Source organism: Planctomicrobium aquicomposti (assembly GCF_051466325.1).
GTDB lineage: Bacteria > Planctomycetota > Planctomycetia > Planctomycetales > Planctomycetaceae > Planctomicrobium.
Genome location: NZ_CP195792.1, coordinates 3,993,550 through 4,017,763, shown reverse-complemented (window position 1 = coordinate 4,017,763; position 24,214 = coordinate 3,993,550). Strand labels below are relative to the sequence as shown.

The following is a 24,214-nucleotide window of genomic DNA, read 5'->3' as shown; positions in this document are numbered from 1 at the left end:
TTTGCCCCCTTGCATCCACCACTCAATAAGTGAACACAAGTACACAATCCCCGCACGAGAGTCAAGGGGATTCGTCAGTCGAAAAACTCGTCCGCCGGATCAAACTTCGGGATCACGATATTGATGATCTTCATCCGGCCGATCGCGCGGTGACGGACTCCCGGGGGAATCAGGATCGACATGCCGACCCGCACCGGAAACTGTTCCCCATCGAGGAGCATGGCCGCGTCCGGGCCGCATTCCAGAATGTAATACGTCTCCGTGTGCGCTTTGTGATAGTGCACGCGGGCGTCGTCATCGATCTCCGTCACATGCACAGTGCCGGGTGAGTCAGGGTGTTCGGCAAAGGCTCGACGGGCCGTTCCGCAGGGGCAGGGGATTCCCGGCAGCGCTGTGAAGTCCACGATTTGGTATCGGCGGGAGGACGTCATTGTTCAGGGCTCCTGGGGGTCGCGTCGATCACCGCGTTGGCGGCCGCATCACAGGGAGCGGTGGGCGGACTGGCGTGATTCCGCTGTTCCTCTTCCGGACGGGGACGCCGCGACGGTTCCTTCAGATACAGCGTCAGGACCGCCAGATCGGCCGGAGTGATCCCGCTGATCCGTGCCGCCTGTCCCAGATCGGCGGGACGAACTTTCGCGAACTTGTCCTTCGCCTCCGCGCGTAGATGCGGCAGCAGACGGTAATCGAAGCTCGTGGGGATCTTCAGCGATTGCGTGCGGTTGAGCCGGTCGATGTCCAGCTGTTGCCGCTTCACATAGCCGCTGTACTTCACTTCGATCGTCACCTGCTCGCGCGCCCGGGGAGATGTGGCCAGTGCGGCAAACTCACTCGACATTTCGGCGATTTGAGACCATTCGATTTCCGGTCGGCGCAGCCACTCTTCCAGCGTCGTTCCCTGATGCCGAATCCGCCGGAGCAGAGCGAGGGCCTGTTCAATTTCACCTTCGTAAGCCTGCAGCTGCCGGACCCGCTCCGGGGTTGCCAGACCGATCTTTTCCCCGATCGGAGTCAGCCTGCGGTCGGCGTTATCCTGTCGCAGCAACAGTCGATACTCAGCCCGTGAGGTAAACATCCGGTACGGCTCATCGACTCCCTTCGTGACCAGATCGTCGATCAGCACCCCCAGGTAAGCCTGCGAGCGGTCGAGGACGAACGGCGCTGCGCCCCGCACCTTCAGCGCCGCGTTCACCCCGGCGATCAGGCCCTGACCCGCTGCCTCTTCATAGCCGGTGGTCCCGTTGATCTGTCCGGCAAAGTACAAGCCGGCGACCCGCTTCGTTTCGAGCGTGGCGGTCAGCTGCGTCGGCGGTGCGTAATCGTACTCGACCGCATAGCCGAAGCGCATGATCTGCGCCTTCTCCAGCCCGCGAATGGAGTGAATCATCCGCTCCTGCACATCACGCGGCAGACTGGTGGAGATCCCGTTGCAGTAATATTCGAGCGTCTGCCGACCTTCGGGCTCCAGGAAAATCTGGTGCGATTCCTTATCGGCAAACCGGACCACTTTGTCTTCGATCGAAGGGCAATAGCGGGGACCGGTCCCCTGAATCTGACCGCTGTACATCGGCGCGCGGTGCAGGTTGGCACGAATCAGCTCGTGCATTGAGGAATTGGTCTCCGTCAGCCAGCAGGGGAGCTGTTCCTGTGTCAGTTTCTCCGTCAGAAATGAGAAAGGCGACGGGGCCTCATCGCCGGGTTGAATCTGCAGCGACGAGAAATCGATTGTTCGTCCATTGAGTCGGGCAGGGGTCCCGGTTTTGAACCGCAGCAGCTCAAAGCCGAGCCGGCGAAAACTGTCGGACAGGGTCCCGGTGGTCCCTTCCCCCGCGCGACCGCCGACCGTCTTGGCCTCGCCGGTATGCATGACCGCCTGCAGGAAGGTTCCGGTCGTCACAATAACCGCCGGCGCGGTGTAGACTGCTCCTCCCCGGACGCGCACTCCGGTGACACGGGGACGTTGGGCCGGTTCCGGTTCGGTGATGTCGACCGCGACTGGCTCCCCTTCGACGACGAGTTCTTCCACCATCTCCTGCGCGAGCGTCAGGTTCTCCTGCTCCTCCACGCGCAGCTTCATCAGGAACTGGTACGCCTTCTTGTCCGCCTGGGCCCGGGGAGACCACATCGCTGCTCCTTTCCCCCGGTTCAGCATGCGGAACTGAATTCCCGTGGCATCGATGCAGCGCCCCATCTCGCCACCAAGGGCGTCGATCTCGCGGACGATCTGTCCTTTGGCCACGCCGCCGATCGCGGGATTGCAACTCATGGCCCCGACCATGTCGCAGTTCATCGTGAGCAGGGCAGTTTTCGCCCCCAGCCGGGCACTGGCGAGCGCGGCTTCGATTCCTGCATGACCAGCGCCGATCACCACGACATCAAATTGATAATAAGAATCAGACATCTGCTGCGACGCGCCATCAAAATCCGGGTTCAGAGGGGAAGCGATCTATCTTCCCGTACCGAAACGCGGATTGGAAGAGTGCCGGCCGTTGGCTGTCGACTTCGCAGTGCCCCGGCAATCCTGGGGACTCTCCCTCCTGCAACGGGGAGTCGCTGGCTTTGGCTCTCCCGCACAATCGTCACAACCCCACCCCCGAACGCTCCGAGTTGAATCCGGATCTCCCGAACCCGGAACGGACAATTTGGCGTGGCCTAGGCTTGGCAGGATCCATTTCCGAAGTTCGCTGGCCCGCATATGAATCGCCTGACTCCTGCACTGCTGACAGTCGCTCTGCTGTTCCTGAGTTCGCCAGCCCGGGCGCAATCACTGCTGGTGGAATTCACGGTCGACAACACGGTGTACGAGGGGACGCCGATCGTCAGCAATCAGGCAGTCTGCTGGCTCGGCTGCAAGGACGGCAGTTACACCGCCATCGACCTCAGCCGGGTCAGCAAGTTCCAGAAACTGACGGGAACCTTTCGTCCTTACACCGCAGAACAGCTGGCGCAGGATCTGCGCCGACGCTGGGGACACAAATTCGAGATTCTGGTTCGCGGGAACTACGTCGTCTGCGCACCGCCGGGCAAGACGACGCTGTATGCCGAACTCCTCGCCCGCACCGCCGACAACTTCGCCACCTACTTCAGCAAGCGGAGCATCCGTCTGCAGCGGGCTGAGTATCCATTGGTCGTCATCGTCTGGCCGACACGCGAGGAATTTGAGCTCAACAGCTCAGTCGATGGCATGAAAGCCAACTCACTGCTGCAGGGCTATTACTCACCGGAGTCCAACCGGGTCACGCTTTACGACATCACAGCCACCGCCACCAGTGCGGGGGCGGAAACTCCGATCGAGCCCTCCACCGAATACCGCATGCTGGCCCATCCCCCGATTGCCGAAGATCTGAGCACCGCCACCCGCAATACGGTGATGCATGAAGCAATCCATCAACTGGCATTCAACTCGGGCCTGCATTCCCGGATCGGCCAGAATCCGCGGTGGGTTGTGGAAGGACTCGCCACCATGCTGGAAACCGGAATCCTACAATCCGAGGCTTCTGGGGGGACCGGTTCAAAAGTCAATCTGGAACGGCTGAAGGCCTATTTTGACTATCGCAAATCCCACCCGCGGCATTCGATCATGGATTTCGTGGCGGATGACGAGCCGACTTTTCAGCAGGATCCGCTGGAAGCCTATGGGGTTGCCTGGGCGCTCACCTTCTATCTCGTCGAGCACCACCGGACCAAGTATTTTCAGTATCTGCAACGCATCAAAGATCGCGATCCTCTGGAACCCCGCTATACCGCAGCAGAGCGGATTCGCGATTTTCAGGCCGTCTTCGGCAGTGACACCTCGCTGCTGGAAGCCCAGATGATTCGCTACTATAACGGGATGCACTGACCCATCGCCGAGTCGTCCGCCCGAAAAATTTTCCTGGGAAGGGCCTCCCGGTACCCCGCGAACCGGGAGCGGCACGGGTGATTTTCTCATGGCAGGTGCGCCAACAGACCGCACTCGCCCCATCGCCGCAGCTTGACTATCATCGGCGGAACAGGGAAAACCTCCCTGAATTTTCGACAAGACCACGGCACCCCTGCCGCAGACGACTGACGAGACAGAACCGATCATGACTATTGAAGTACAGCTGCCCAATATCGGCGAGGGCGTGGAATCTGCAGACATTGCGGACATTCTGGTGGCGGTCGGTGATACCGTGTCGGTCGGGCAGACGTTAATGGAGCTGGAAACCGACAAGGCCGTCGTCGAACTCCCCTCGTCGGCAGCTGGAAAGATTGAAAAGATTCTGGTCTCCCCCGGCGCCACGGTGCAGGTCGGCGAAGTGCTGATGCTCGTCAGCGATGGCAAGGGAGAATCGGGTGCCAAATCCGGTTCCGACTCGGCAGCGAAGAAAGAGGCTCCCCAACAGCCAGCCGCGAAAAAAGAGGAGGCAGCCGAACAGCCCGCTGCCGCTCCTCAAGAAAAGCCGGAGAAGTCCGAACCCAAAGCGGAAGCGGCCGCTGAAGCCGAGATCGTGGAGGGCGTGGTGGAGTTCCAGCTCCCGCCGCTCGGTGAAGGGGTCGATTCCGCAGACGTTGCGGAAATTCTTGTCTCCGAAGGGGACGTCGTGCAGAAGGACGACGTCGTCATGGAACTCGAAACCGAAAAGGCGGTCGTTGAGCTGCCTTGTCCGCACAGCGGCAAAATCAAGAAGATCCACATCAAGGAAGGGGACTCGGTCAACGTCGGTTCTGTCGTGATGACAATCGAGGCGACAAGCAAGGTCAGCCAGGGATCCGCCCCCGCAAAGCCCAGTGAACCGGCTCCCGCGAAAAAGCAGGAAGCCGCTCCCAAGGCTGCGGAACCGGCCAAGGCAGCCGCTCCTGCCAGTAAGCCCGCACCGCAGGAAAATCGCCAGCTGGCGACAAGTGGGGCGGCGCATGCCGACAGTAGCCAGAACGGCGATCCGGTTCCGGCAGCTCCCTCGACACGCCGCATGGCCCGTCAGCTGGGAGTTGATCTGCGGGAAGTCCGGGGGAGTGGCCGTGGCGGTCGCATCACCCAGGAAGATGTGCAGAACTACGTCCGCGACCGGATGCAGAAGGCAACACTTCCGGCCCGCAGCCAGCCTGCCGCGAATCTCCCCGCCCTCGCTGGAGGCATTGCTCCTCCGCCGCTGCCCGATTTCTCGCGCTTCGGCCTCGTTGAACGCGAGAAGATGAACAAGATTGCCCGCACCGCTGCGGAAAATCTGACCGTCAGCTGGAACGTGATTCCGCACGTCACGCAGCACGACCGGATCGATATCACCGATCTGGAAGCGGCCCGCAAACGATTCTCCGCCGGCATGGGCAAGAACGGTCCCAAGGTGACGATGACCGCCATCATCATCAAGGCCCTCACGAAATGCCTGCAGGCCTATCCCAAGTTCAACAGCAGTCTCGATCCCGAAACGCAGGAGATCGTGTTCAAGAAGTTCTACAACATCGGCTGTGCTGTCGACACACCGCACGGGCTGGTGGTGCCGGTCATCAAGGACTGTGACAAAAAGAGCATTCTCGAAATCGCCCGTGATCTGGGTGATCTCGCCGAGAAGGCCCGCGACCGCAAGCTCCCGATCGACTCGATGCAGGGGGCGACTTGCACGGTCACCAATCTGGGGGGAATCGGCGGCGTCGGGTTCACTCCGATCGTCAACTATCCGGAAGTCTGCATCCTCGGGATGTCCCGCGGGCAGCAGGAACTTCGCCTGAACGAAGGCAAGGTGGAAGAACGCCTGATGCTGCCGCTCAGCCTGTCCTACGACCACCGGGTCATCAACGGTGCCGATGCCGCTCGCTTTGTGGTGACACTCGGCAGTCTGCTGTCCGACCCGTTCCAGTTGCTGACCACGGTTTAGAGCCGATTCGCTTTTGAAGGACTCGTTCCCACCACGCGCCAATGAGCATTTCATCACACGAAACGCTTGCTGAGCGGGCACGGGACAGAGCAACCTACTCGAATGCGGTTCTCCTTGAGGGCCCCGGCTGCAGCGGCCTGTTCCGTTGCGGCTGTGTGGCCGGAAGGGGACGATCCGCCGCTGTTGCAACCCCACGGGCCAGATTTTAAAATGCTGGGACCTATGCCGCTCCAACTGCTCGTCGCCATCGTGATGGGCCATCCGGGTGGATACCGATTGCTGTCGCAGGGCTAAGTCTGCGGCAGAAGTTTTGCAGGTTTTCAGGTATCCCGGATCCAAATCATGAAGACGCCAACGAAAGACCTTTTTGACGACAGCACGATGTCGTTTGGCGAGCATCTGGAGGCTCTGCGAAGCCATCTGATCAAGGCTCTGATCGGGTTGGTGATCGCCGTCCTCTTCTGTCTGTGGATCGGTGACAGGCTTGTTGACCAGATCCGGCGTCCGATCGATGTGGCATTGAAACGCTACTCCGAAGCCAACGTTGATCGCGAGTTTGCCGAGGTCAAGGCGGGGAAGCAGACGTTCTGGAATGGGGTTCGCCGGTTCTTCGGAATGGATCCTCTGGCCGAAGAGCCAGTGGAGGTGGTCGCCGAAGGAGAACCGCCTCTTCCAGATCCCGACACGACTTCCGACACCATTACCGTTCACCTGTCGAAGGACGAACTGTTGCGGGCTCTGCATCACAGTGACCCGAGCCATTTTCCCGCACCTCCTCCTCCACCCGTGGCCGCTGCAAACGGCACTTTGCTCGCTCCCGTAGCGGCTCCGGGTGAAATCGCCTTGAAGCTGCGGGCTCCACAGTTCGCACAGTTTCAGGCGACAGTTGAGCAATCGCGCCGGGCGGTGACGTTGAATGTGCAGGAAGCCTTCATGGTCTATCTGAAGGTCTCGCTGGTGGCGGGGGTGATCCTGGCCAGCCCGTGGATTTTCTATCAGCTCTGGCAGTTTGTCGCGGCCGGCCTGTATCCGCACGAACGCAGCTACGTGTACGTCTTCGGCACGATGAGCCTGGCCCTGTTTCTGATCGGGGCTGCGTTCTGCTTTTATCTGGTCTTCCCGTTCGTGCTCAAGTATCTGCTGGGCTTTAACGCCGAACTCAAACTGCACCCGCAGATTCGCCTTTCGGAGTGGATCAGCTTTGCGGTCATTCTCCCATTGATGTTCGGGGTCAGTTTCCAGTTGCCGCTGGTGATGCTGTTCCTGGAGCGGATCGGGATCCTGACGTCGCAGCAATACCTGGCCAACGCCCGACTGGCCATTCTGGTCATCGCCATCATCGCGATGATTCTGACCCCGTCCGATCCCGTCAGCATGCTGCTGATGTTTTTCCCGTTAATTGGTCTGTATTTCCTGGGGGTCTGGCTGTGCAATCACCTGCCGCGACGACAACCGCTGGGTGAACTGGCCAGCTGACACCGCTCCAGGCGGCGAAGCGAACTGAGCTCGCCCCCTGTCAACTCGCAAACGCTGTCTGATTTCGGAGAAACACCATGACCGCCGCTGCCGATCTGCCGCTGGAAATCAGCTGCGAGGACGTTCATTCGCTCCTCAACCAGCAGGAGACCTTCACCTTCCTCGACTGCCGCGAGCAAAATGAACATGACACGGCGCGGATTTCCGGAGCGAAGCTGCTGCCGATGAGCGAGATTCAGAACCGCCTCTCGGAACTGGAGGGGAGCCGGCAGCAGCGGATTGTGGTCCATTGCCACCATGGCGGACGGAGCTTGCGCGTCGCCCGCTGGCTGCGCAGCCAGAATTTCCCCCAGGCGCAAAGCATGGCCGGGGGGATTGACGAGTGGTCGCAGAAGATTGATTCGACCGTTCCCCGCTACTAGAGCAGGTTGCTGCTTCCAGTGCCCGCGCAGCAAGCGATTCGCATGGTGAAATGCTGACTTGCGCGCAGCGGAAACGGGTCCGTCAAAGCGAATCTGTTCCGACTCCGTCCACTGCGGAATGAACTGCTGCAGAATGAACTGCTGCGCACGAATCTGCTACTGAGTGATCTCGGCGAGCACATCCCGGGCGGCCCCCAGGGTCTGGCGGATATCACTCGTCGAATGGGCAATGCTGAGGAAGTTGGCTTCGAACTGGCTACAGGGGAGATAGACTCCGCGCGACAGCATCCCGTGGAAATACCGCGAGAAGCGGGCGGTGTCGTTGAGTGCCGAGACGCGGTAGCTGGTTACCGGCTGCGGGTTGAAGAACAGGGTGAACATGCTCCCCACCTGTGCCACATTCGCCGGAATCTGCAACTCTTTGGCGATCTCGCGCAGCCCATGACAGAGCAGGGTGGTCTGCTGCTCCAGTTGCTCGTAGGGATTGGTTTCTTTCAGCACGGTCAGTGTGGCGATTCCGCTCGCCATCGCCAGCGGATTCCCCGACAAGGTCCCTGCCTGATATACGGGGCCGACAGGGGAAATCGACTGCATGATGTCCGCACGCCCGCCATACGCTCCCACGGGGAGTCCTCCCCCCACAATTTTGCCCAGAGTCGTCAGGTCGGGGGTCACATTGAACCGGGCTTGCGCTCCGCCATAGGCGAGTCGAAAACCGGTCATCACTTCGTCGAAGATCAGCACCGCGCCGGAGCGTGTGCAGAGTTCGCGGCAAGCTTCCAGAAACCCTGCTGCCGGAGCGACAACTCCCATGTTGCCGACGACCGGTTCCAGAATGACCGCAGCGATGCGGTCCCCTTGTTGAGCAAAAGCAGCCGACAGGGCCTCGAGGTCATTGTATTCCAGGACCAGCGTGTCCTGGGTACAGCCAATGGGAATTCCCGGGCTCGAGGGATGCCCCAGCGTCAATGCTCCGCTCCCCGCCTGCACGAGCAGGCTGTCGACATGTCCGTGATAGCAGCCGGCAAACTTGATGATGACATTTCGCCCGGTGAAGCCCCGCGCCAGGCGGATGGCGCTCATGGTCGCTTCCGTTCCGGAGTTCACCATCCGCACTTTTTCGATCGAGGGGACGGCGTCGATGATCAGTTCCGCGAGGACCGACTCCTGTTCGGTCGGCGCGCCGAAACTGGTGCCGAATTCCAGCGCCGCCTGCAGCGCGGCAATCACAGTCGGATGCCGGTGCCCCAGAATGTGCGGCCCCCACGAACCGACGTAGTCGATGTAGCGATTTCCATCGACGTCGTAGAGATACTGCTGATCGCCCCGGGCGATAAACACCGGAGTTCCGCCGACTCCGCCGAACGCGCGCGCCGGGCTGTTGACGCCACCGGGAATCAGTTGCTGAGCGCGGGCAAACTGCTCGCGGCTTTTTTCGAATGAGGGCATCGGGGCAAATCTTTCGTGCAGTCTTCCCAGCCACGGAAGCCGTGGAGCAGGATGTCGCTTATTTCTCTTTCAGAACCATATCAATGCAGAAGACCGCACCGACAATGAGAATTCGCAGCGGATTGTCCGGAGGGACCGAGTCCGAAATCGACAGGACATAATTATCCGCGTCGGTGAACAGTTCTTTGCCAATTCCGCTCCACTTCCGGGACACCGTGGCCAGCACGTCCCCCTCGTGGACAAATTTGAATTCCCATCCGGTCCATTTTCCCTGGAGCTGACAGAGCGGCTCATCGTTCGCCGAGAGCACCTGAAACGCTCCTCCGATGGAAAACAGCTTCTGCTTGAAGCCGCCGACCACCACATCATCTTCGTCGCTGACGAGCACTTTCGACAGGAAAAAGTTCACTCCCCGATGGACCCTCAGAACCGGTTCACCTTCCGGTGTCGTCAGGTAAATGTCAAACGGCGTCATCCGTTTGTAGTCAGTAAATCGCAGCAGCTTTGTGATTGTCCCCAGATTGGGTTCACGGCAGTGAAGAATTTCCTCTCCGGTCGAGGGATCAAAGACGTCGTAATTGTTGGCCGCTTTGAAGAAGCCGACATGCTCTTTTACAAAGAACAGATTCTGATTCAGAACCGGATGCATGATTTGCCCTTAAACATTGGAGCATTCTGATTTTGTCATCCCGCGTCCGCTGCGGGGGGCGTGACTTGGTGGACTCCGTGCCCGTCACGATCCGGCTATCAACGACAGATCACTTGCATGAACGTACGCAGGGTCGCGCCAGAAGTCACGCCCGTCGAGTCGGTTTTGAATTGGCCATCCCGGAAGAGTGGCCGAGCGCTCCGCAGGATCGCACATCATTCTTTCACCGCGGACAAACTTGAAGATTGTCCGCAAGGACCCTCCTCTTTGGTCTTCCCGAGCCGCGCGCTCACCAGCACTTCGCCTGCCGGCGTGCCGCAACACCCCTTCCCGCACCCGGTCGGTGCTGTTTTGCGGAAGGAATGCTATTCTGGAGGATTGCTGCGGCTGTTGATTTTCTGTCATTTTTGCGATCGAGCATCCCTATGGCTTCTGTCCCGGAAAAAATTCGTGCCCTCAGCAAGGAGGGGGTGCTGGCTATCACCTGGCCGACCACACCGGAATTTCTGCTTCCCTTCAAGCTGATCCGCTGTGAATGTCCGTGTGCCACCTGTGTTCATGAGTTTACGGGCGAGCGTCTCCTCAAGCCGGAAGATGTTCCCGATGACGTGGCGCCGCTGGCGATGAACTTTGTCGGCAATTATGCCCTCAAGATCCAGTGGAGTGACGGACACGCCACGGGAATCTATTCCTGGGATCTGCTGGAGCGAATCTCGGCCGCTCCCGAGGTCCGACTGAATCCGGGTGCAACGGCCTGAAGGTCGATGCCATGAATTCACTCCCCCTCATCGACTCTTTCCAGCGCACACACACGAACCTGCGGATCAGCGTCACCGATCGCTGCAATCTCCGCTGTGTCTACTGCATGCCGGCCGAGTTCTCCTCGTTTCTGCCGCGACAGGAGTTGCTGACTTACGAAGAGATCGAGCGCTTCGTCCGCATCGTGGCGCCCCTGGGGGTTCACAAGATCCGACTCACCGGGGGAGAGCCGCTCGTCCGTCGCGATCTCCCCGAATTGATCGCTCGACTCGTCCGGATCGACGGAATCACGGATGTCGGCCTGACGACGAACGGAATCCTGCTCGCCGGGCAGGCTGAAGGTCTCTTCGCGGCCGGGCTGCGCAGACTCAACATCAGCCTCGATGCACTTCAGGCAGAGAAGTTCGAGGAGATCACCCGACGAACGGGCTTCGAGCAGGTGCGGGCCGGCATCGACAAGGCGCGGGAAGTCGGCTTCGCCCCGATCAAGATCAACGCGGTTTCCATCCGGAATTTCACCGAGTCGGAAATCGTGCCATTCGGCCGACTGGCACGGGAAACCGGCTGCGAGGTCCGCTTCATCGAATACATGCCGCTCGACGCCGATGCGGCCTGGGAACGGGGGAAAGTTCTCTTCGCCAGCGAGATCATTCAGATTCTCGCCCGGGAACTGCTGCCGCTCGTTCCCGTGGGAGAGCAGGACCCCATGAATCCGGCCACGGAATACCTGTTTTCTGACGGGACGGGACGGATCGGATTCATTCCATCGGTCAGTCAGCCGTTCTGCAACGCGTGCAACCGCTTTCGACTCACCGCCGACGGCAAACTGCGGAGCTGTCTGTTCAGTCTCGAAGAGTTCGACGTCCGGGAGCAGCTGCGTTCCGACGCCGGTGATCACTCCATCGAGCAGCGGGTCCGGGAATGCCTGGCTGCGAAATGGGCCGGTCATCACATCAATGCGGTCGACTTCAAACAACCGCAGCGGCCGATGCACTCCATTGGAGGCTGACCGCTGCGTGCAGTTTTCTGATTGAACGTCAGATTCCGGAAGTCGCCTGCTGTTACGGCACCTGGCTGCCGTTCACGATGATCGAACCGTTGGTGGTGCCTGTCGGAGCAAAGAAGTCGATCACGAACGGCAGGAATGTCCCCGGAGTAATCGAGTTGTTGACGGAGCCGAACAGGTCGATGACGCCTCGCACATCCTGGAAGTAAATTCCCCGTTCCGGGATGGTATCGAGATCGGTGACCAGCTCGATCAGGTTGTTGTTGATGAAGAAGTCGGAATCGCCGAAGACCCGCTGCACCAGCATCCCGGTTCCGTTGAAGCCGTTGCCGGTGAACTGAACGAGGTTTCGCTCGAAGAAGACCCGGTTGCTCGATGACTGGAACGTCAGGTCCACTGCGGTCGAATCTGCTCCTGAGAACAGGAAGCCCGATCCCTGAATGTTGTTTCCCGCGGCATTCAGCACGACATTGTCACTGATCTGGACGGCAGATGCCCGCCGGAAGTTCATCATCAGACCGGTGTTGGTCGCCCCCGTCGCTGTCATCGTGTTGAACGTGTAGACGATGTCGCCCGACCCGTCGATATTCATCTCGACGCCGGTCTGATTGCTGCCGGTGATCGTACCGTTACCATTCAGCAGGTTGAAGACGTTCCGCGAGATCGTGGCGCCGACGTTTCCTTCCCAGTTCACATTCAGAGCCGAAGCGCCGTTGCGGTTCGACGTAATGGAGTCGACCCCCGAGGGTGGCGTTCCGTTATTGGTGAAGACCAGACTGAGCGTTACCGGATCGGCAATCGTGGAAAGCGTATCGATCAGGATCATGTCGTCCGCCACGATCGCCGCGCCGACATTATCCGAGATCGTGTTGCCATCAATCAGCACCGAATAGGTCAACAGGTCGTCGTTGTCATCGACATCCCCATCGTTGTCACTGTCGATTCTGTCGGTGGCTGCCGTGAGCCAGATCTGCTGCTGCTGCCCGAGTCCGCCGCCGCGACCGTTGTTATTGACGATGGAATCCAGCAGCTGGAAGTTCAGGACATCGACAGTCCGGATACCCTGCGCGAGCGAACCGTCGATATTCATACCCTGCAGAATGAGCTGCGGGGTGATGTTGAATTCATCGATCAGCATGTCCTGTGCAGTCACGCCGCGGAAGTTGGCGGTCAGGTCCATGTACTGCAGGCGGACAGCCTGTGTGTTTTCGAAGGCGGCTCCGGCGACGGTCATCCCGGTGATCGTCCCCCCGCTGCCGGGCGTGTTGTTCGATCCGTTGACCGTAAACGTTCCGAAGCTGTCCAGCACCAGAATCCCGTAGTCGGCCGCGGTTGCATTGACCTCGGTCAGGGTAATCGAGTGCTGACCGTTATTGAGTACTTCGATAGCCCGGCCGGTGGTGGTGTCCAGGACACCGTTGCCCACACTGATGCGTTCGTTGTTTTCAAACGATACGGCGGTCGCGTTGGCGCTTTCGACATTGAGCGATCCAAACGAGACGATGGACTGGAGTGTCGCGTCGGGATTGAAGTTGTTGAACACGCGGACGGCATAGCTGCCCGGTCCGGTGCCGACGGCATCCTCGACCGTCAGCGACTGGAAGGTCACGCTGCCGGTGTTATTCGTGACGTTGACCGCCGACGCTGTGGAAGCGAGTCCGTTGTCAACCTGGGTGTTGACCAGGAACTGCGCCGTCCCGGCAAAGTTGTCGATGTTGATCCCCATTCCGAGCCGGTCATCGATATCGATGGTGCTTGTAGAGATAAAGAAGTTCGACTTGGCGACGTTCTCCACATTGAAGGCCGTCCCGGCGGTGTTCTCGATCTGGATCAGGCTGTTCGACAGGAACTGTCCGTTCACGGTCCCCGTGTTGTTAATGTTCGAGATTTCAATCCCGCTGCCATTACTGCCGTCGATGGTCAGGGTATTGAGAAACGACAGCGTTCCGGAATCGCTCTGCATCTGGACGGCGGGGTCCAGTCCGACAAATCCGGCAGCCACATCATTGATTGTCGTCGTTCCGGAGAAGATCACGCTCCCCGCGATCGTCTGGGAAGGATTGGCCGGATTGGCCCCTTCCTGAATGTTATTGATGTAGATCCCGCGCCCCTGCCGGTCGTTGATTGTCGTGTTGCCTGAAACACTGACGGTGCCGGACTGACCGAGATTTTGGACGACGAAAGCGTCCCCTTCGTTGTTGTCAATCGACAGGTTGCCGGTGAACGCCACGGTGCCGAAGTGATTGTCAATCAGCACCGCCGCAGCGGGAGCTCCGGCATTGGTGTCGGTCAGTGTCACCTGCTCGAACGTCACGGCGGCAGTCGAGGTTCCCGGGGCGGTTCCCTGAATGGTGATTCCGTTACCGCCGGTCGAGGTGATCAGCGTGCTGCTCAGATTCACCGACCCGCCAGCATCTTCCACGAAGACCGCATAGCCCGTCGAATTATTGAAGACGTTGGTTCCGCCGAAGAGGATGTTCGCATTTCCCCCCTGCACAAACAGGGTCGCATCTTCCGCACCGTTGACCGTGATATTTGTGAAATTCAGGAGACCCGAATTGTTCGTCAGCTCAATCCCGTTGGCTCCCACACCGGTCACGGTATCGATCGTGACGTTGCTGACATTGGAGCCGATCACGCCATTGGCCAGAATGGCCGGACCATTGCTGACGTTCTCGATATCGAACCCGGCAAAGTCTGAGCCGTCGGCCAGAATGACTGCCGGGCCATTGAGATTTCGGATGACCGGCGTGTCGAACGGAGCAGTTGTGACCGTCGGCAGTGTGATGCCGCCGTTGACTCCCTGAACAGGAATGGTGATGTCGGTCCCTTCACCGACCACCATGACACCCGGCGCACCGAGTGACAGATCTGCCTGAGCGTTTGCATCGCCGATGAGCGTGCCATCGAACACGCTGTTCCCTTGCACGAACACAATATCGGCGCCGGAGGAGAGACCTTCGCGAATGAACTGATAGGGCGTGGCAATCGTGCCGTTTCCGATCGGGAACGGAAAGTTCGCCGGCGGCGGCGTGAGCACGTTCCGGACCTGCGCGACCACGTATGGCAGACCGGTATCGGGATTGATCGCGATCTCAGGAGCACTCAGGGTGGCCTGTTCCAAAGCCACGGTGGTGCGATTGCGGCGGACCCATTCCGCCAGTCGGTTGTACTGCGTGCGGCCGATTCGTGGCCGGGCTTCGAGATGATGCCAGTAGTTGACGTCGATTCCGAACACGACATTGGTCTTGAAGACGCTGTCGTGCATCACTTCCAGGAACATGTGCGACAGACGGTCGAACACGTCGGCGTCGCCGCGCAGCTTCCAACCGGTTGCTTCCGGCAGAGAGTCATCGTCTGCCTGGAAGTGATACCAACCGGCTCCGATCTCCAGATTGAACTTCTCCGGAATTTCCCCCGGAATGGGGGCGGTGAACATCATGTCGATCCCCTGCATCACGGTGGCAGTGGTGATTCGACGCTGGAAGATCAGGTTTTGCCCGGCGAATTGCGTGGAGCCGGGAGCGAAGACGTTCGCGATCTCTTTCTGCTGGTCACCAAACGGGAAGTACAGGTTGGTGCGCCAGTCGATCCACTCGGTGAGCAGTTCGGTCGAAACGCCCCACTGCTTGAACATCACATCGCGTGTGTCGTCGCCATCATAGAAGGCAGAGACCCCGGCGATGGAGTTGATCCGCTCGAAGTAGTGCCGCACGCCCCCGCCGGCTGTCCCGCCGAGGCGACCATTGTTCCCGAGTGCCAGTCGGCCTTCCGTGAACAGAATGCTGTTGTCATCGAGGAACATGTACGGCGAGAGATCGAAGAACGTGATCGACTGTTCGCGACCGACGGTCTTGCCCGCTTCATGCCCGATGCGTCCCTTGATACCAAAACCCCCGACGCCAATATCGGTGCTGTCGTCAGAGAAGCGCGCGGCGCCGGACTGATCCTGCCCCGGGTAGGGCATGGTGAAGTCCATTCCCGGCGGCGGACCTTGCGGGGCAGGGGACATCGGCATCTGACCGAGAGCAGGGAGACTGACACCGGCGATGGCTGCTCCGGCAGCGGCCCCCATCAACCAGCGACGCGCCGCTTTCAGGCGGCCTGCCCCGGTCACCGACCATTTCGAGCCCATCCGGCGAATGATTTCCATCGTCCGCGAAAACGCCATCGGCTTACCCCGCGTTTTGACTGCTGCGTCAGGAATGTGTGACGACCCCGAATCCGCACGATCTCCGCAGGCCGCCGGTGTGGAAGCTCGCTGCGCCGTGGTGGAACCGCGCACCGCGGTCCGGCCCGTATTGGTATTTTTGGCGTTCATAGTTTTTGCGAGAGGACTTCGAAGGGCGGACTGATCCTCCAGCCGACCCCGTTGGGAAGGGGATGAAGGCCGAAGGCAAAAGGGGATCATCAAGGAGGGACTGGGTGATGATCGCCGGACCGTAGTGGAAGGTCACAACAGCGCGAAGAGCGAGTCCCGAGCGAGAACCTTGTCGAATCGGCCCGAATGTGCGTTGTTTTCACGCGGTCGGCCGGCTCTTGACCGAGTTTAAATCACGTTCCTGATTGCAGATATGTGCTGCGGCATTGTCCCGCAACAGCCTCCGATCAAAATCAGTCCGGCATCTTTCCAGCCTCTTGCAAATTCGGCGTAAACTGCCGGTAATTCGCCCGACGTTGCTTCCCAACTGCCGTTCGGCATTAACCTTCCGGTGTTTGCATAAGCTCCGAGGTGGCGAGCAGTCCCGCTGAACAACAGGGGCTTAAGACCTGGCAGGACCTCTTCCGCCGGGAGGCAGTTGACGAGGACCACGTCAGGCTGAAACACCTTCAACGCCATCTGTGCATCCGTCAGCGATTCTCCCGAGAGCAGGTTCCCATCGCGGCCGAGAACGAGACTGACGGCGAACGGTAGCCCCGTGACCTGTGCGCCCGCTGCCGCAGCACACGCCTCCCGGATCGTCAGCTGCGTCTCGATCAGCAGCAAATCGACTCCCGCGTCGGCCAACTGACGAGCCATTGTCGCGTGCTCGACCGCGAGATCCGCCAGCTCCGGAGTTTCAGCCGGGGTATAGCAATCCCCCAGTGGGGCGAGGGAACCGGCCACATAACACCGGCCGTCGGTTGCTGCCCGGGCGATCTCGACGGCCCTGCGGGTCAGTTCTTCCGCACGGCCTTCCCAGCCGAGGCTGCGGAGGCTCCGGGCGTGGGTCCGGAAGGTGTTGGCCGTAATCACCTCCGCCCCTGCTTCCACATAGTCGCGATGAATCTGCAGCAGTTGCTCCGGGGCGGTGAGAATCGCTGCTGCGCTCCAGGAGGGGACATCGACATTCACTCCCCGTCGGCTGAGTTCCGTCCCCGTAGCCCCATCGAGAAGGAGAGGTCTGCCCAGCGAAAGCCGCTCACGAAATGGAATCATTTGCATCCCTCATTCTCCGGCACATCCGAGACCCGCTTGATGCCCGGAGTCAACACTGTTGCAACGCCACATCATCTGCCGCATTCCAAGCCTGCCACAAACTTTATGCCGGAATCCCGTGAGCAGGGACCGTCTCAGCACTCTCTGCACGTTGCCTCTGGGCATCATCGTGCAGGTCCCGGCCCAGAGCAGAACAACGGCTGTTCAGATTTTTTGACAACTCGCAACTTCTTTCTCCAGAAACATTTATGAGTCGAAATAGCTCATTTCCGCAAGCTCTCTCCACCGCGTTGTTCAGAACCCGGCACACCCTCTGCAAATGTCCTGAAACATCAAACGACAGTCAAAACCAAACAACGACAGTCGTCCAATCACCCCCCAAGCTGAAAGTGAACGACCCATGAACGCTCTGCTGACCTCTCTGATCAACGACGAAGCCGGTTTCATTGTTTCCGCCGAACTGGTGCTGGTGTCAACCATCGCCGTCCTGGGAATGGTGGTCGGCCTCAGCGAAGTCTCCCATAACGTCAACAACGAGCTGGAAGATGTCGGCTCCGCCTTCGCCAGCCTCAAGCAGGATTACAAAGTCCACTGCAGCAGCGGTCATAAAGGCTGGATGGCCGGCAGCAGCTACCACGACTGCCCCGAATTCTGCGACGGCCAGTTCGACGTCCAGTAAGCGGCCCCGAACAGATGGCTCCACCGAATCCCCGCCTTCAGCGTCTGTCGCAGGCTTGAAGGCGGGACGAAACGAAACGGGGGCATCGGCCGCCAACGGACTGGACAACCATCTCGCCACGTTCTGGCGACATGGCCTCTCTCTCAAATCGACCTGCCTTCACGCGGCTGTCCGGCGGACTCTCTCACCGCCACTCCGGCAGCTGACTCAGGCAGTCATTGACCTCGGAACCGACGATTGTCATGAAGACTTTCCTCACTCTGCTGGGGGATGAAACGGGTTTCATTGTCTCGGCAAAGCTGATCCGGATGGAGACTGTGGTTGCTTGGGGGATGATCTTCAGCATCTGCGAGGCGTCTTCCCCGTATCAACTCCCCGAAACCGGCGGCCCGTTCTTCGCCCTTCGACTCAACTACCGGCATTATTGCAGTAATGGCCACAAGGCCGCGAAGTCCGGAATTGACCTCCGGGATCGCATCGAAACCTCCGATGGCACGTTTGCCATCCAGTAAGCAAAGGACGCAAGTTCTGAGTCGTTGCGGCGTCGAGTCCCTGACGTCTGCGAACCACACCTGGACCCGTCACCCATTCCGAGCTGATCTCCGAAGGAACGTCCGGATCGCTGCGGAACACTTGAATCAACCCAGACCACGGCAGGACACAGCTGGGGGGTTGCTGTCCTGTCGAAAGGCCCGCATCAGAAATGACGCGGGCTTTTTTGTTTTACCCCTGCCGCCCGAAACACTGCTTCTAACAACTCGCTACGTCCCATTCTGGAATGATCTCAGATTTACAGCTCGGCTGATCAGCATTTAGCATGAGGAACAGGCTTTTTTAAGCAATTCGTCTCAGGGCAGGCTCCTGTACGAATACCCGCCGCACGATGATGCCCCCACATTGGTCTCAGAGGTATTGCCGACATCGGTCGCGATGATCAGCTTTGCAGTCATTGCCCTCTACTCTGTGATGTATTACTTCGGCCTGATGAAAATCCGCACCCGACGCTGGCCGGATGCGATATTCTGGATGGCAGCCGCCGCGATCGCACGCACGGCGCTCTCGACTGCTTCGCAACATGACTGGGCCACCTTGAGCTTGTGGGCCTATCGAGGCGGGGTGATTGGCATCACGATCACATTGTGGCAATTGTTGTCTCAATACCTGGTCCCCGGCCTCAGGGTGGTTTACCAGGTGCTCCTTCTGAGTTGTGCGGGAATTCTGTTCGCCCTGCCTGCGGACATTCCTGAATCCCCCAACCCAATCCGTGCATGCCGACTCCACTTCAAACAACTGGGACTCGCATTTCATCTCTACCATGAAATCCATGACCAGTTTCCCCCGCGTCAGCAGCTTGGTCTCTAACAGGTTCCGCGCAGCTGGCGGGTCGACATCCTCCCCTTTCTCGATCGATTGGATCTCCGTGCGAACTATCACGATGACCAGCCGTGGAACAGTGTCGCCATTCAGCCCGTCACTGAAACCCGCGTTCCTCAATTCACTTGTCCACTCGATCGATTGCATTCCCGTGCAGACGAGCCGTAATTCTCAGCTTATGCCTTTCCAGCAGGGTCTGGAAGAATTTACGGGGACGACTCCGGCGGGAATATCAGGCAAATCGTCGACGGGACTTCGCGAACGATTCTGCTGGTAGAGGCTTGTGGCCGGAACATCGTCTGGACAGAACCAAGAGATGTGGACTTCACCCGAGAGTCGATCGGCATCAATCGGCCAGGGAGCACTCCCGGTGAATCGGGCAGCATTCTTTCCAGCTTCCATTCGAAGGGAAGTCAGGCACTCATGGCGGATGGAACCGTCCGCGATCTCGCAGCCTCGATCGATCCTGCGGTGCTGCGCAGCCTGCTGATTAAGAACGATGGGAAGCCGACCAAAGCGGATGACTGGTAGTTGAAAGTTGTCAACAACCAGCCTTTGCAGCAGAGCAGGGGGGGGCTCTGAAAAACTCAACGCCCGGTGCATCCGGAAAGGACACATCGGGCGTCGGTGAATTCAAAAACCGCTGGATGGACTATTCAGGCCGTCCCAGGATCAGACAGGCGTTGTGGCCGCCGAATCCGAAGCTGTTGGTCATCACCCGATCGATTTTCATTTGACGGGCTTCATGCGGCACGTAATCGAGATCGCATTCCTCGTCGGGATCATCGAGGTTGATCGTCGGCGGAGCGATGTTGTCGCGAATCGCCAAGGCGGAGATGACGAACTCCAGTCCGCCGGATGCTCCCAGCAGATGTCCGAGCTGACTCTTGGTGCTGGAGACCGCAACCCTGCGTGCCTGCTCTCCGTAAACCGTTTTTACAGCAAACGTCTCGGCCTTGTCCCCCAGCGGAGTACTCGTGCCGTGAGCATTAATGTACTGGATGGCATCCGGTCCCAAGCGAGCGTCATTCAGTGCGGACTTCATGGCACGAGCCGCTCCCCGGCCTTCCGGATCGGGAGCAGTCATGTGGTTGCCGTCGGCGGACATCCCATAGCCGAGCACTTCGGCGATGATCTCCGCCCCGCGAGCCTTGGCCCGTTCGTACTCTTCGAGCACGACCACTCCGGCCCCTTCAGCCATCACGAAGCCGTCACGTCCCTTGTCGAACGGACGGCTTGCTGCCTGAGGATCTTCGTTCCGGGTCGAGAGCGCCTGCATGCGGGCAAAACCGGCCAGTCCCATCGGGGTAATGGCTGCTTCGCTTCCGCCGGTCACCATGACATCTGCGTGTCCCTGCTGAATCAGCCGAAACGCATCGCCAATGGCATTGGTGGCAGAGGCACACGCGGTGGCCACGGCACTGTTCGGTCCCCGCAGTTTCCAGCGGACAGAAATGTTGCCGCTGGCAGCATTGACCATCAGCTTGGGAATCATCAGCGGAGAGACCTTGGCCGGCCCCTGATCAAACAGCGCGGCATGCTGCTGTTCAATCTCACCGAGGCCGCCAATACCACTGCCAATGAGAACCCCGTTCAGATAGGGATCGCCACTGTCGAAATCGACACCCGAAGCGGTAATCGCCTTCTGGGCGGCGGCCATGGCGAACTGCACAAAGCGATCCAGTCGCCGGACCTCTTTTTCCAGCAGGTCCATGTGGTCCATGAGGTCGAAGTTCTGCACTTCGCCGCCGAACTTCACCTTGAATGTCGAGCAGTCGAAACGACGGATGAGACCTACGCCGCTTTTGCCGGCGCAGATCTTGTCCCAGAACTCAGACAATTCAAATCCGAGCGCTGAGACGACTCCCATGCCCGTGACCACAACTCGCCTGGCCATCACTCAAGCGTTCCCTCGTTGCTTGATGTAATCGATTGCATCCCCGACGGTCCGCAGCTTTTCGTAGTCTTCGTCGGGAATCGTCACGCCGAACTCTTCTTCGAACTTCATCCCGAGTTCGACGAGATCCAGCGAATCCGCGTGCAGATCGTCAATGAAGCTGCTCTCGCGTGTGATATCGTCTTTCGGGGCGCTCAATTGCTCACTCACAATTGAGATCACTTTTTCTTCCACGATGGGCTCCTTCGTCGGCGAACCGTCACCGTCTGTGGTGCGGTTTTGATAATAGTGACGGCTTTTCGGCCGGATAAGATTAGGCTTTTTACAAGGATTTTGTACGACGCGTGAAGATATAACGGCTTTTGGAGACCATGTAAACGTCAAGCATCGCGGCGATTGCCGACTTTCAGCATCCTTTCGGGAATGCTCACGAATCGTTGATCACCGTACACGGAATCTTGCGGTTCACCCGCTTCATCAGCCCGGTCAAAACCCGCCCCGGGCCAATTTCGTAAAACTCGTCAATCCCCGCCGCCAGCATGTGCCGCACGCAGTCCTCCCAGCGAACCGGACTGACCACCTGCCGCACCAGCACGTCCTTCAGCTCGGCGGGATCGCTGTGGGGCAGGGCATCGACATTGGAGACCACGGGAATTTCCGGGGCCTTCAACGAGACCGGTGCCAGCGCTTCCCCCAGCAGCTGGTCTGCCGGCTTCATAATTCGTGTGTGAAACGCCCCCGCGACCGCCAGCGGAACAACCCGCGCACCGGCAGCTTCTGCCAGTTCGATCGCCTTTTCAACCGCAGAGTTCTCGCCCGAGATCACCAGATTTCCCGGACAGAGATAGTTGGCGATTTCCAGTGTGCTCTGACCACGGGCCTGATCACAGACCGCCTGCACTTTCTCGAGCTCCAGCATGAGAATACTGGCCATTCCCGAAGCAGTGGCGTCGGCCGAAGCCTGCATCGCCTCACCCCGCTTCTGCACCACCCGCAAGCCATCTTCAAACGACATCGCTCCCGCGAACACCAGCGCGGTGTATTCCCCCAGGCTCAGTCCCGCAGCCATTTCACAGGCGAGAACGACATCGGGAGCTTCGGCCCGTAATTTTTCCAGTGCCGCCAGGCTTGTGACAAAAATCGCGGGCTGGCTGATGACGGTCGAATCGAGCTGCGAGGTCGGGCCTTCAAAGCAGATCTTCGCCAGGTCGTATCCGAGAATTTCGTTCGCCTGGTCGAACAGCTGACGGGCCTGCGGATACTGCTCGACGAGCTGCTTCCCCATACCGACATGCTGGGCACCTTGCCCTGGGAAGAGAAATCCGATCCGGCTCATGACTCCGTCCCTTAACGCGAGAGAAAATCGTCGATCTGCAGTCCGTTGCGGAAATCGCCGCCACTCCCGGCTGCTCAGCGGTCGTCCACCGAGCACAGCCGCAGGGCAGGGGAGGTCCCCTTAACCGGCCAGCGCTTCATTCGCAGTGTGACTCAACTGCTCGGTAATGTGGCGGTTGACTTCCCGATCCTTGAGCGTCACAGCCGTCCGCAGGGCATTGCCGATCGAGCGGGCGTCGCTGGATCCATGACAGATCAGGCAGATGCCGTCGATCCCCAGCAGCGGAGCACCGCCCACTTCATTGTACTCAAAACTCTTTGCCACCTGCTGCAATGCGGAGGCTGCGAGTGGCTTTTCCTGGCTGAGGGAGTCCAGTACCTGCCGGGAAACGGTCCGCATCATCATCGAGGCCATGCCTTCGCTGACTTTGAGCACAACGTTTCCGACAAAGCCTTCGCAAATGACCACATCCGCTTCACCGCCGTAGAGACCCCGCCCCTCGACGTTGCCGATGTATGCTCCGCTCAACTGGCTGCCGACCAGCAACTGATGAGTTTCACGGACCAGATCGGTCCCTTTCCCGTCTTCGCTGCCAATGTTCATCAGGCCGACGCGAGGAGAGGAAATCCCCAGGATCTCGCGAGCAAAGACGGACCCCATCAGCGCGTACTGAGCGAGATGCTCGGGGCGGGCGCCGGGATTGGCCCCCACGTCCATCAGCACGGTTCGTCCGCTGGTTGTCGGCAGAACAACCGCGATTCCGGGGCGTTTAACCCCCTTGAGAAACAAGCGGGTGCGCAGTCCCGAAGCGACCACACCCCCGGTATTTCCAGCGCTGACGACCGCATCGACTTCGCGTCCGGCCATCAGCTTCCAGCAAACCGCAATTGAGCAGTCCGGCTTTTTACGCAGGGCCTCGGTCGGCTTTTCTTCCATCCCGACGAAGCCGACGGAAGGAACGATGGTCAGCCGCTCTCCGGAGTAACCCGACTTTTCGATGAGCGGATCAATCGCTGCGCGATCACCGACAAGGGCCAGTTCCAGCCCCGGCAATTGCCGCAGGGCCTCAATGGCTCCTTCCACATTGACAATGGGAGCATCATCTCCCCCCATCGCGTCCAACGCGATCCGCATGGTCGGCTAGTCCTCTTGTTCCACCATGGGACGTCCCTGGTAGTGCCCGCAATTCGGACAAACCACGTGAGACGGAACGGCGGTGCCGCACTGAGTGCAATACTGCAACTTCATTGGCTTGACGGCGTTGTGACTACAACGCTTGCGTGAACGTGACTTCGACTGTCGTCGCTTGGGAACAGCCATCGCGCCGAACCCCCTTCGCTGCTAAAAGATAGAAAAATTCCAGATGCCGGCGCATGCCTCGCGCGCCGGACTTGGAAAGATCACGGATCGTATGGCAGTTTGGAAAGTGATGTCAAGGACGGGAACAGCGATTCTGTTCACACCCTCTTGAGGCGCGGAATCTTGCGGGGTCACAGGAGTGCGGAGCGCCTTTGCAGGGCACGCGCGAGACTGAACGCTGTAAAACCTACCTCGATTTTGGTGATGCGGGTCCCGGACACACGCCAGCACCCAATGTGGGATGCGCCCACAAGATCTAAACAGGTCGAGCCACTGCCACCAGGCGGAGCAGGCCGAACCGCCTCCCACCCGTCGAGATTCCACTCCGCAGCAACAGTGAAATACCGCCCCCCCCCGAGAACTGCGGCAAATGGGCGGGCAACGAGTCCAGGAAACCGAAATGCCCCACGCAACGTCGATGGCAACCCTGCCTGTTTACCACCTGACCGCACAATCTTCGTAAACTCTTATGATGCCGGAGTTTTGCAACAATGGTGGCAATGCATTTGCATTTCAGATAAATTGCCACCCTGCAGGCAGCGATCGAAAGCG

At 59.4% G+C, this 24,214-nt stretch carries 21 protein-coding genes and 1 pseudogene; 11 read left to right on the top strand and 11 right to left on the bottom strand.

The genetic code is table 11. The features are described from left to right. Positions 1–74: 74 nt before the first annotated feature. Both SH664x_RS15555 and mnmG read right to left on the bottom strand, forming a co-directional pair. Positions 75–431 (bottom strand): cupin domain-containing protein, encoded by a 357-nt coding sequence (locus SH664x_RS15555; protein ID WP_437202431.1) that lies wholly within the window; start codon positions 429–431, stop codon positions 75–77. Next, positions 428–2,401, bottom strand: a complete 1,974-nt coding sequence (gene mnmG / locus SH664x_RS15550; protein ID WP_437202429.1) for a tRNA uridine-5-carboxymethylaminomethyl(34) synthesis enzyme MnmG — start codon at positions 2,399–2,401, stop codon at positions 428–430. Before mnmG ends, SH664x_RS15555 begins: the two co-directional genes overlap by 4 nt. 294 nt (positions 2,402–2,695) lie before the next feature. On the opposite strand from mnmG, the gene SH664x_RS15545 reads away from it, so the two are divergent. The 4 genes from SH664x_RS15545 to SH664x_RS15530 all read left to right on the top strand — a co-directional run bounded on the left by SH664x_RS15545 (position 2,696) and on the right by SH664x_RS15530 (position 7,735). After that, positions 2,696–3,841, top strand: coding sequence for a DUF1570 domain-containing protein (locus SH664x_RS15545; protein ID WP_437202427.1), 1,146 nt, complete (start codon positions 2,696–2,698; stop codon positions 3,839–3,841). Between the two features lie 226 nt (positions 3,842–4,067). Beyond that, a complete protein-coding gene (gene aceF, locus SH664x_RS15540; protein WP_437202425.1) occupies positions 4,068–5,837 on the top strand; it encodes a dihydrolipoyllysine-residue acetyltransferase in 1,770 nt (589 codons plus the stop codon). Between the two features lie 342 nt (positions 5,838–6,179). After that, entirely contained in the window at positions 6,180–7,313 is a 1,134-nt protein-coding gene (tatC, locus tag SH664x_RS15535) for a twin-arginine translocase subunit TatC (RefSeq protein WP_437202424.1), read from the top strand. A 77-nt stretch (positions 7,314–7,390) separates the two neighbouring features. Beyond that, positions 7,391–7,735: a rhodanese-like domain-containing protein gene (locus tag SH664x_RS15530; RefSeq protein ID WP_437202422.1), complete on the top strand. Its 345-nt coding sequence runs from the start codon at positions 7,391–7,393 to the stop codon at positions 7,733–7,735. Positions 7,736–7,891: 156 nt separating this feature from the next. Here SH664x_RS15530 and hemL read toward each other — a convergent pair whose 3' ends face one another. Then, positions 7,892–9,184, bottom strand: coding sequence for a glutamate-1-semialdehyde 2,1-aminomutase (gene hemL, locus SH664x_RS15525; protein WP_437202421.1), 1,293 nt, complete (start codon positions 9,182–9,184; stop codon positions 7,892–7,894). Positions 9,185–9,242: 58 nt separating this feature from the next. Continuing rightward, positions 9,243–9,833, bottom strand: coding sequence for an LURP-one-related/scramblase family protein (locus SH664x_RS15520; RefSeq protein WP_437202419.1), 591 nt, complete (start codon positions 9,831–9,833; stop codon positions 9,243–9,245). A 425-nt stretch (positions 9,834–10,258) separates the two neighbouring features. Here SH664x_RS15520 and SH664x_RS15515 point away from each other — a divergent pair, with 425 nt between their 5' ends. Together SH664x_RS15515 and moaA are read left to right on the top strand one after the other, a co-directional pair. After that, the gene (locus SH664x_RS15515) at positions 10,259–10,591 is read left to right on the top strand and encodes a DUF971 domain-containing protein (protein WP_437202418.1); all 333 of its coding nucleotides are present in this window, start codon (positions 10,259–10,261) and stop codon (positions 10,589–10,591) included. Between the two features lie 11 nt (positions 10,592–10,602). Further along, positions 10,603–11,601: a GTP 3',8-cyclase MoaA gene (gene moaA, locus SH664x_RS15510; protein WP_437202416.1), complete on the top strand. Its 999-nt coding sequence runs from the start codon at positions 10,603–10,605 to the stop codon at positions 11,599–11,601. A gap of 52 nt (positions 11,602–11,653) precedes the next feature. Here the strand turns inward: moaA and SH664x_RS15505 are convergent, their stop codons facing one another. Continuing rightward, positions 11,654–15,769 carry a beta strand repeat-containing protein gene (locus SH664x_RS15505; RefSeq protein ID WP_437202414.1) on the bottom strand — a complete coding sequence of 1,372 codons (4,116 nt, stop codon included), beginning with the start codon at positions 15,767–15,769 and terminating at the stop codon, positions 11,654–11,656. 378 nt (positions 15,770–16,147) lie between these two features. Beyond that, positions 16,148–17,017, bottom strand: a complete 870-nt coding sequence (locus SH664x_RS15500; RefSeq protein WP_437202413.1) for a homocysteine S-methyltransferase family protein — start codon at positions 17,015–17,017, stop codon at positions 16,148–16,150. Between the two features lie 400 nt (positions 17,018–17,417). Between SH664x_RS15500 and SH664x_RS15495 the strand changes: the two genes are divergently transcribed. The 5 genes and pseudogenes from SH664x_RS15495 to SH664x_RS15475 all read left to right on the top strand — a co-directional run bounded on the left by SH664x_RS15495 (position 17,418) and on the right by SH664x_RS15475 (position 19,601). Beyond that, entirely contained in the window at positions 17,418–17,696 is a 279-nt protein-coding gene (locus tag SH664x_RS15495) for a branched-chain amino acid aminotransferase (RefSeq protein WP_437202411.1), read from the top strand. Between the two features lie 242 nt (positions 17,697–17,938). Continuing rightward, the gene (locus tag SH664x_RS15490; RefSeq protein WP_437202410.1) at positions 17,939–18,208 is read left to right on the top strand and encodes a hypothetical protein; all 270 of its coding nucleotides are present in this window, start codon (positions 17,939–17,941) and stop codon (positions 18,206–18,208) included. A 418-nt stretch (positions 18,209–18,626) separates the two neighbouring features. Continuing rightward, entirely contained in the window at positions 18,627–19,058 is a 432-nt protein-coding gene (locus SH664x_RS15485) for a hypothetical protein (protein WP_437202408.1), read from the top strand. A 21-nt stretch (positions 19,059–19,079) separates the two neighbouring features. Next, positions 19,080–19,238: pseudogene (locus SH664x_RS15480) on the top strand (hypothetical protein); the annotation flags it as partial. A gap of 36 nt (positions 19,239–19,274) precedes the next feature. Continuing rightward, positions 19,275–19,601: a DUF1559 family PulG-like putative transporter gene (locus tag SH664x_RS15475; RefSeq protein ID WP_437207243.1), complete on the top strand. Its 327-nt coding sequence runs from the start codon at positions 19,275–19,277 to the stop codon at positions 19,599–19,601. 121 nt (positions 19,602–19,722) lie between these two features. Here the strand turns inward: SH664x_RS15475 and fabF are convergent, their stop codons facing one another. The 5 genes from fabF to rpmF form a co-directional block, all read right to left on the bottom strand. After that, positions 19,723–20,967 (bottom strand): beta-ketoacyl-ACP synthase II, encoded by a 1,245-nt coding sequence (fabF, locus tag SH664x_RS15470; protein WP_437202406.1) that lies wholly within the window; start codon positions 20,965–20,967, stop codon positions 19,723–19,725. 3 nt (positions 20,968–20,970) lie between these two features. Continuing rightward, positions 20,971–21,201, bottom strand: coding sequence for an acyl carrier protein (gene acpP / locus SH664x_RS15465; RefSeq protein ID WP_437202404.1), 231 nt, complete (start codon positions 21,199–21,201; stop codon positions 20,971–20,973). A gap of 193 nt (positions 21,202–21,394) precedes the next feature. Continuing rightward, positions 21,395–22,303, bottom strand: coding sequence for an ACP S-malonyltransferase (fabD, locus tag SH664x_RS15460; RefSeq protein ID WP_437202402.1), 909 nt, complete (start codon positions 22,301–22,303; stop codon positions 21,395–21,397). 120 nt (positions 22,304–22,423) lie between these two features. Next, entirely contained in the window at positions 22,424–23,437 is a 1,014-nt protein-coding gene (plsX, locus tag SH664x_RS15455; RefSeq protein WP_437202401.1) for a phosphate acyltransferase PlsX, read from the bottom strand. A 6-nt stretch (positions 23,438–23,443) separates the two neighbouring features. Beyond that, positions 23,444–23,623 (bottom strand): 50S ribosomal protein L32, encoded by a 180-nt coding sequence (rpmF, locus tag SH664x_RS15450; RefSeq protein ID WP_437202399.1) that lies wholly within the window; start codon positions 23,621–23,623, stop codon positions 23,444–23,446. Positions 23,624–24,214: the final 591 nt, after the last annotated feature.

What these genes read in the sequence shown, in the direction of transcription:
- SH664x_RS15555 (WP_437202431.1), bottom strand. Translation starts at nt 431, where the DNA reads ATGACGTCCTCCCGCCGATACCAAATCGTGGACTTCACAGCGCTGCCG.
- mnmG (WP_437202429.1), bottom strand. Translation starts at nt 2,401, where the DNA reads ATGTCTGATTCTTATTATCAATTTGATGTCGTGGTGATCGGCGCTGGT.
- SH664x_RS15545 (WP_437202427.1), top strand. Translation starts at nt 2,696, where the DNA reads ATGAATCGCCTGACTCCTGCACTGCTGACAGTCGCTCTGCTGTTCCTG.
- aceF (WP_437202425.1), top strand. Translation starts at nt 4,068, where the DNA reads ATGACTATTGAAGTACAGCTGCCCAATATCGGCGAGGGCGTGGAATCT.
- tatC (WP_437202424.1), top strand. Translation starts at nt 6,180, where the DNA reads ATGAAGACGCCAACGAAAGACCTTTTTGACGACAGCACGATGTCGTTT.
- SH664x_RS15530 (WP_437202422.1), top strand. Translation starts at nt 7,391, where the DNA reads ATGACCGCCGCTGCCGATCTGCCGCTGGAAATCAGCTGCGAGGACGTT.
- hemL (WP_437202421.1), bottom strand. Translation starts at nt 9,184, where the DNA reads ATGCCCTCATTCGAAAAAAGCCGCGAGCAGTTTGCCCGCGCTCAGCAA.
- SH664x_RS15520 (WP_437202419.1), bottom strand. Translation starts at nt 9,833, where the DNA reads ATGCATCCGGTTCTGAATCAGAATCTGTTCTTTGTAAAAGAGCATGTC.
- SH664x_RS15515 (WP_437202418.1), top strand. Translation starts at nt 10,259, where the DNA reads ATGGCTTCTGTCCCGGAAAAAATTCGTGCCCTCAGCAAGGAGGGGGTG.
- moaA (WP_437202416.1), top strand. Translation starts at nt 10,603, where the DNA reads ATGAATTCACTCCCCCTCATCGACTCTTTCCAGCGCACACACACGAAC.
- SH664x_RS15505 (WP_437202414.1), bottom strand. Translation starts at nt 15,769, where the DNA reads ATGGCGTTTTCGCGGACGATGGAAATCATTCGCCGGATGGGCTCGAAA.
- SH664x_RS15500 (WP_437202413.1), bottom strand. Translation starts at nt 17,017, where the DNA reads ATGATTCCATTTCGTGAGCGGCTTTCGCTGGGCAGACCTCTCCTTCTC.
- SH664x_RS15495 (WP_437202411.1), top strand. Translation starts at nt 17,418, where the DNA reads ATGAACGCTCTGCTGACCTCTCTGATCAACGACGAAGCCGGTTTCATT.
- SH664x_RS15490 (WP_437202410.1), top strand. Translation starts at nt 17,939, where the DNA reads ATGAAGACTTTCCTCACTCTGCTGGGGGATGAAACGGGTTTCATTGTC.
- SH664x_RS15485 (WP_437202408.1), top strand. Translation starts at nt 18,627, where the DNA reads ATGATCAGCTTTGCAGTCATTGCCCTCTACTCTGTGATGTATTACTTC.
- fabF (WP_437202406.1), bottom strand. Translation starts at nt 20,967, where the DNA reads ATGGCCAGGCGAGTTGTGGTCACGGGCATGGGAGTCGTCTCAGCGCTC.
- fabD (WP_437202402.1), bottom strand. Translation starts at nt 22,303, where the DNA reads ATGAGCCGGATCGGATTTCTCTTCCCAGGGCAAGGTGCCCAGCATGTC.
- plsX (WP_437202401.1), bottom strand. Translation starts at nt 23,437, where the DNA reads ATGCGGATCGCGTTGGACGCGATGGGGGGAGATGATGCTCCCATTGTC.
- rpmF (WP_437202399.1), bottom strand. Translation starts at nt 23,623, where the DNA reads ATGGCTGTTCCCAAGCGACGACAGTCGAAGTCACGTTCACGCAAGCGT.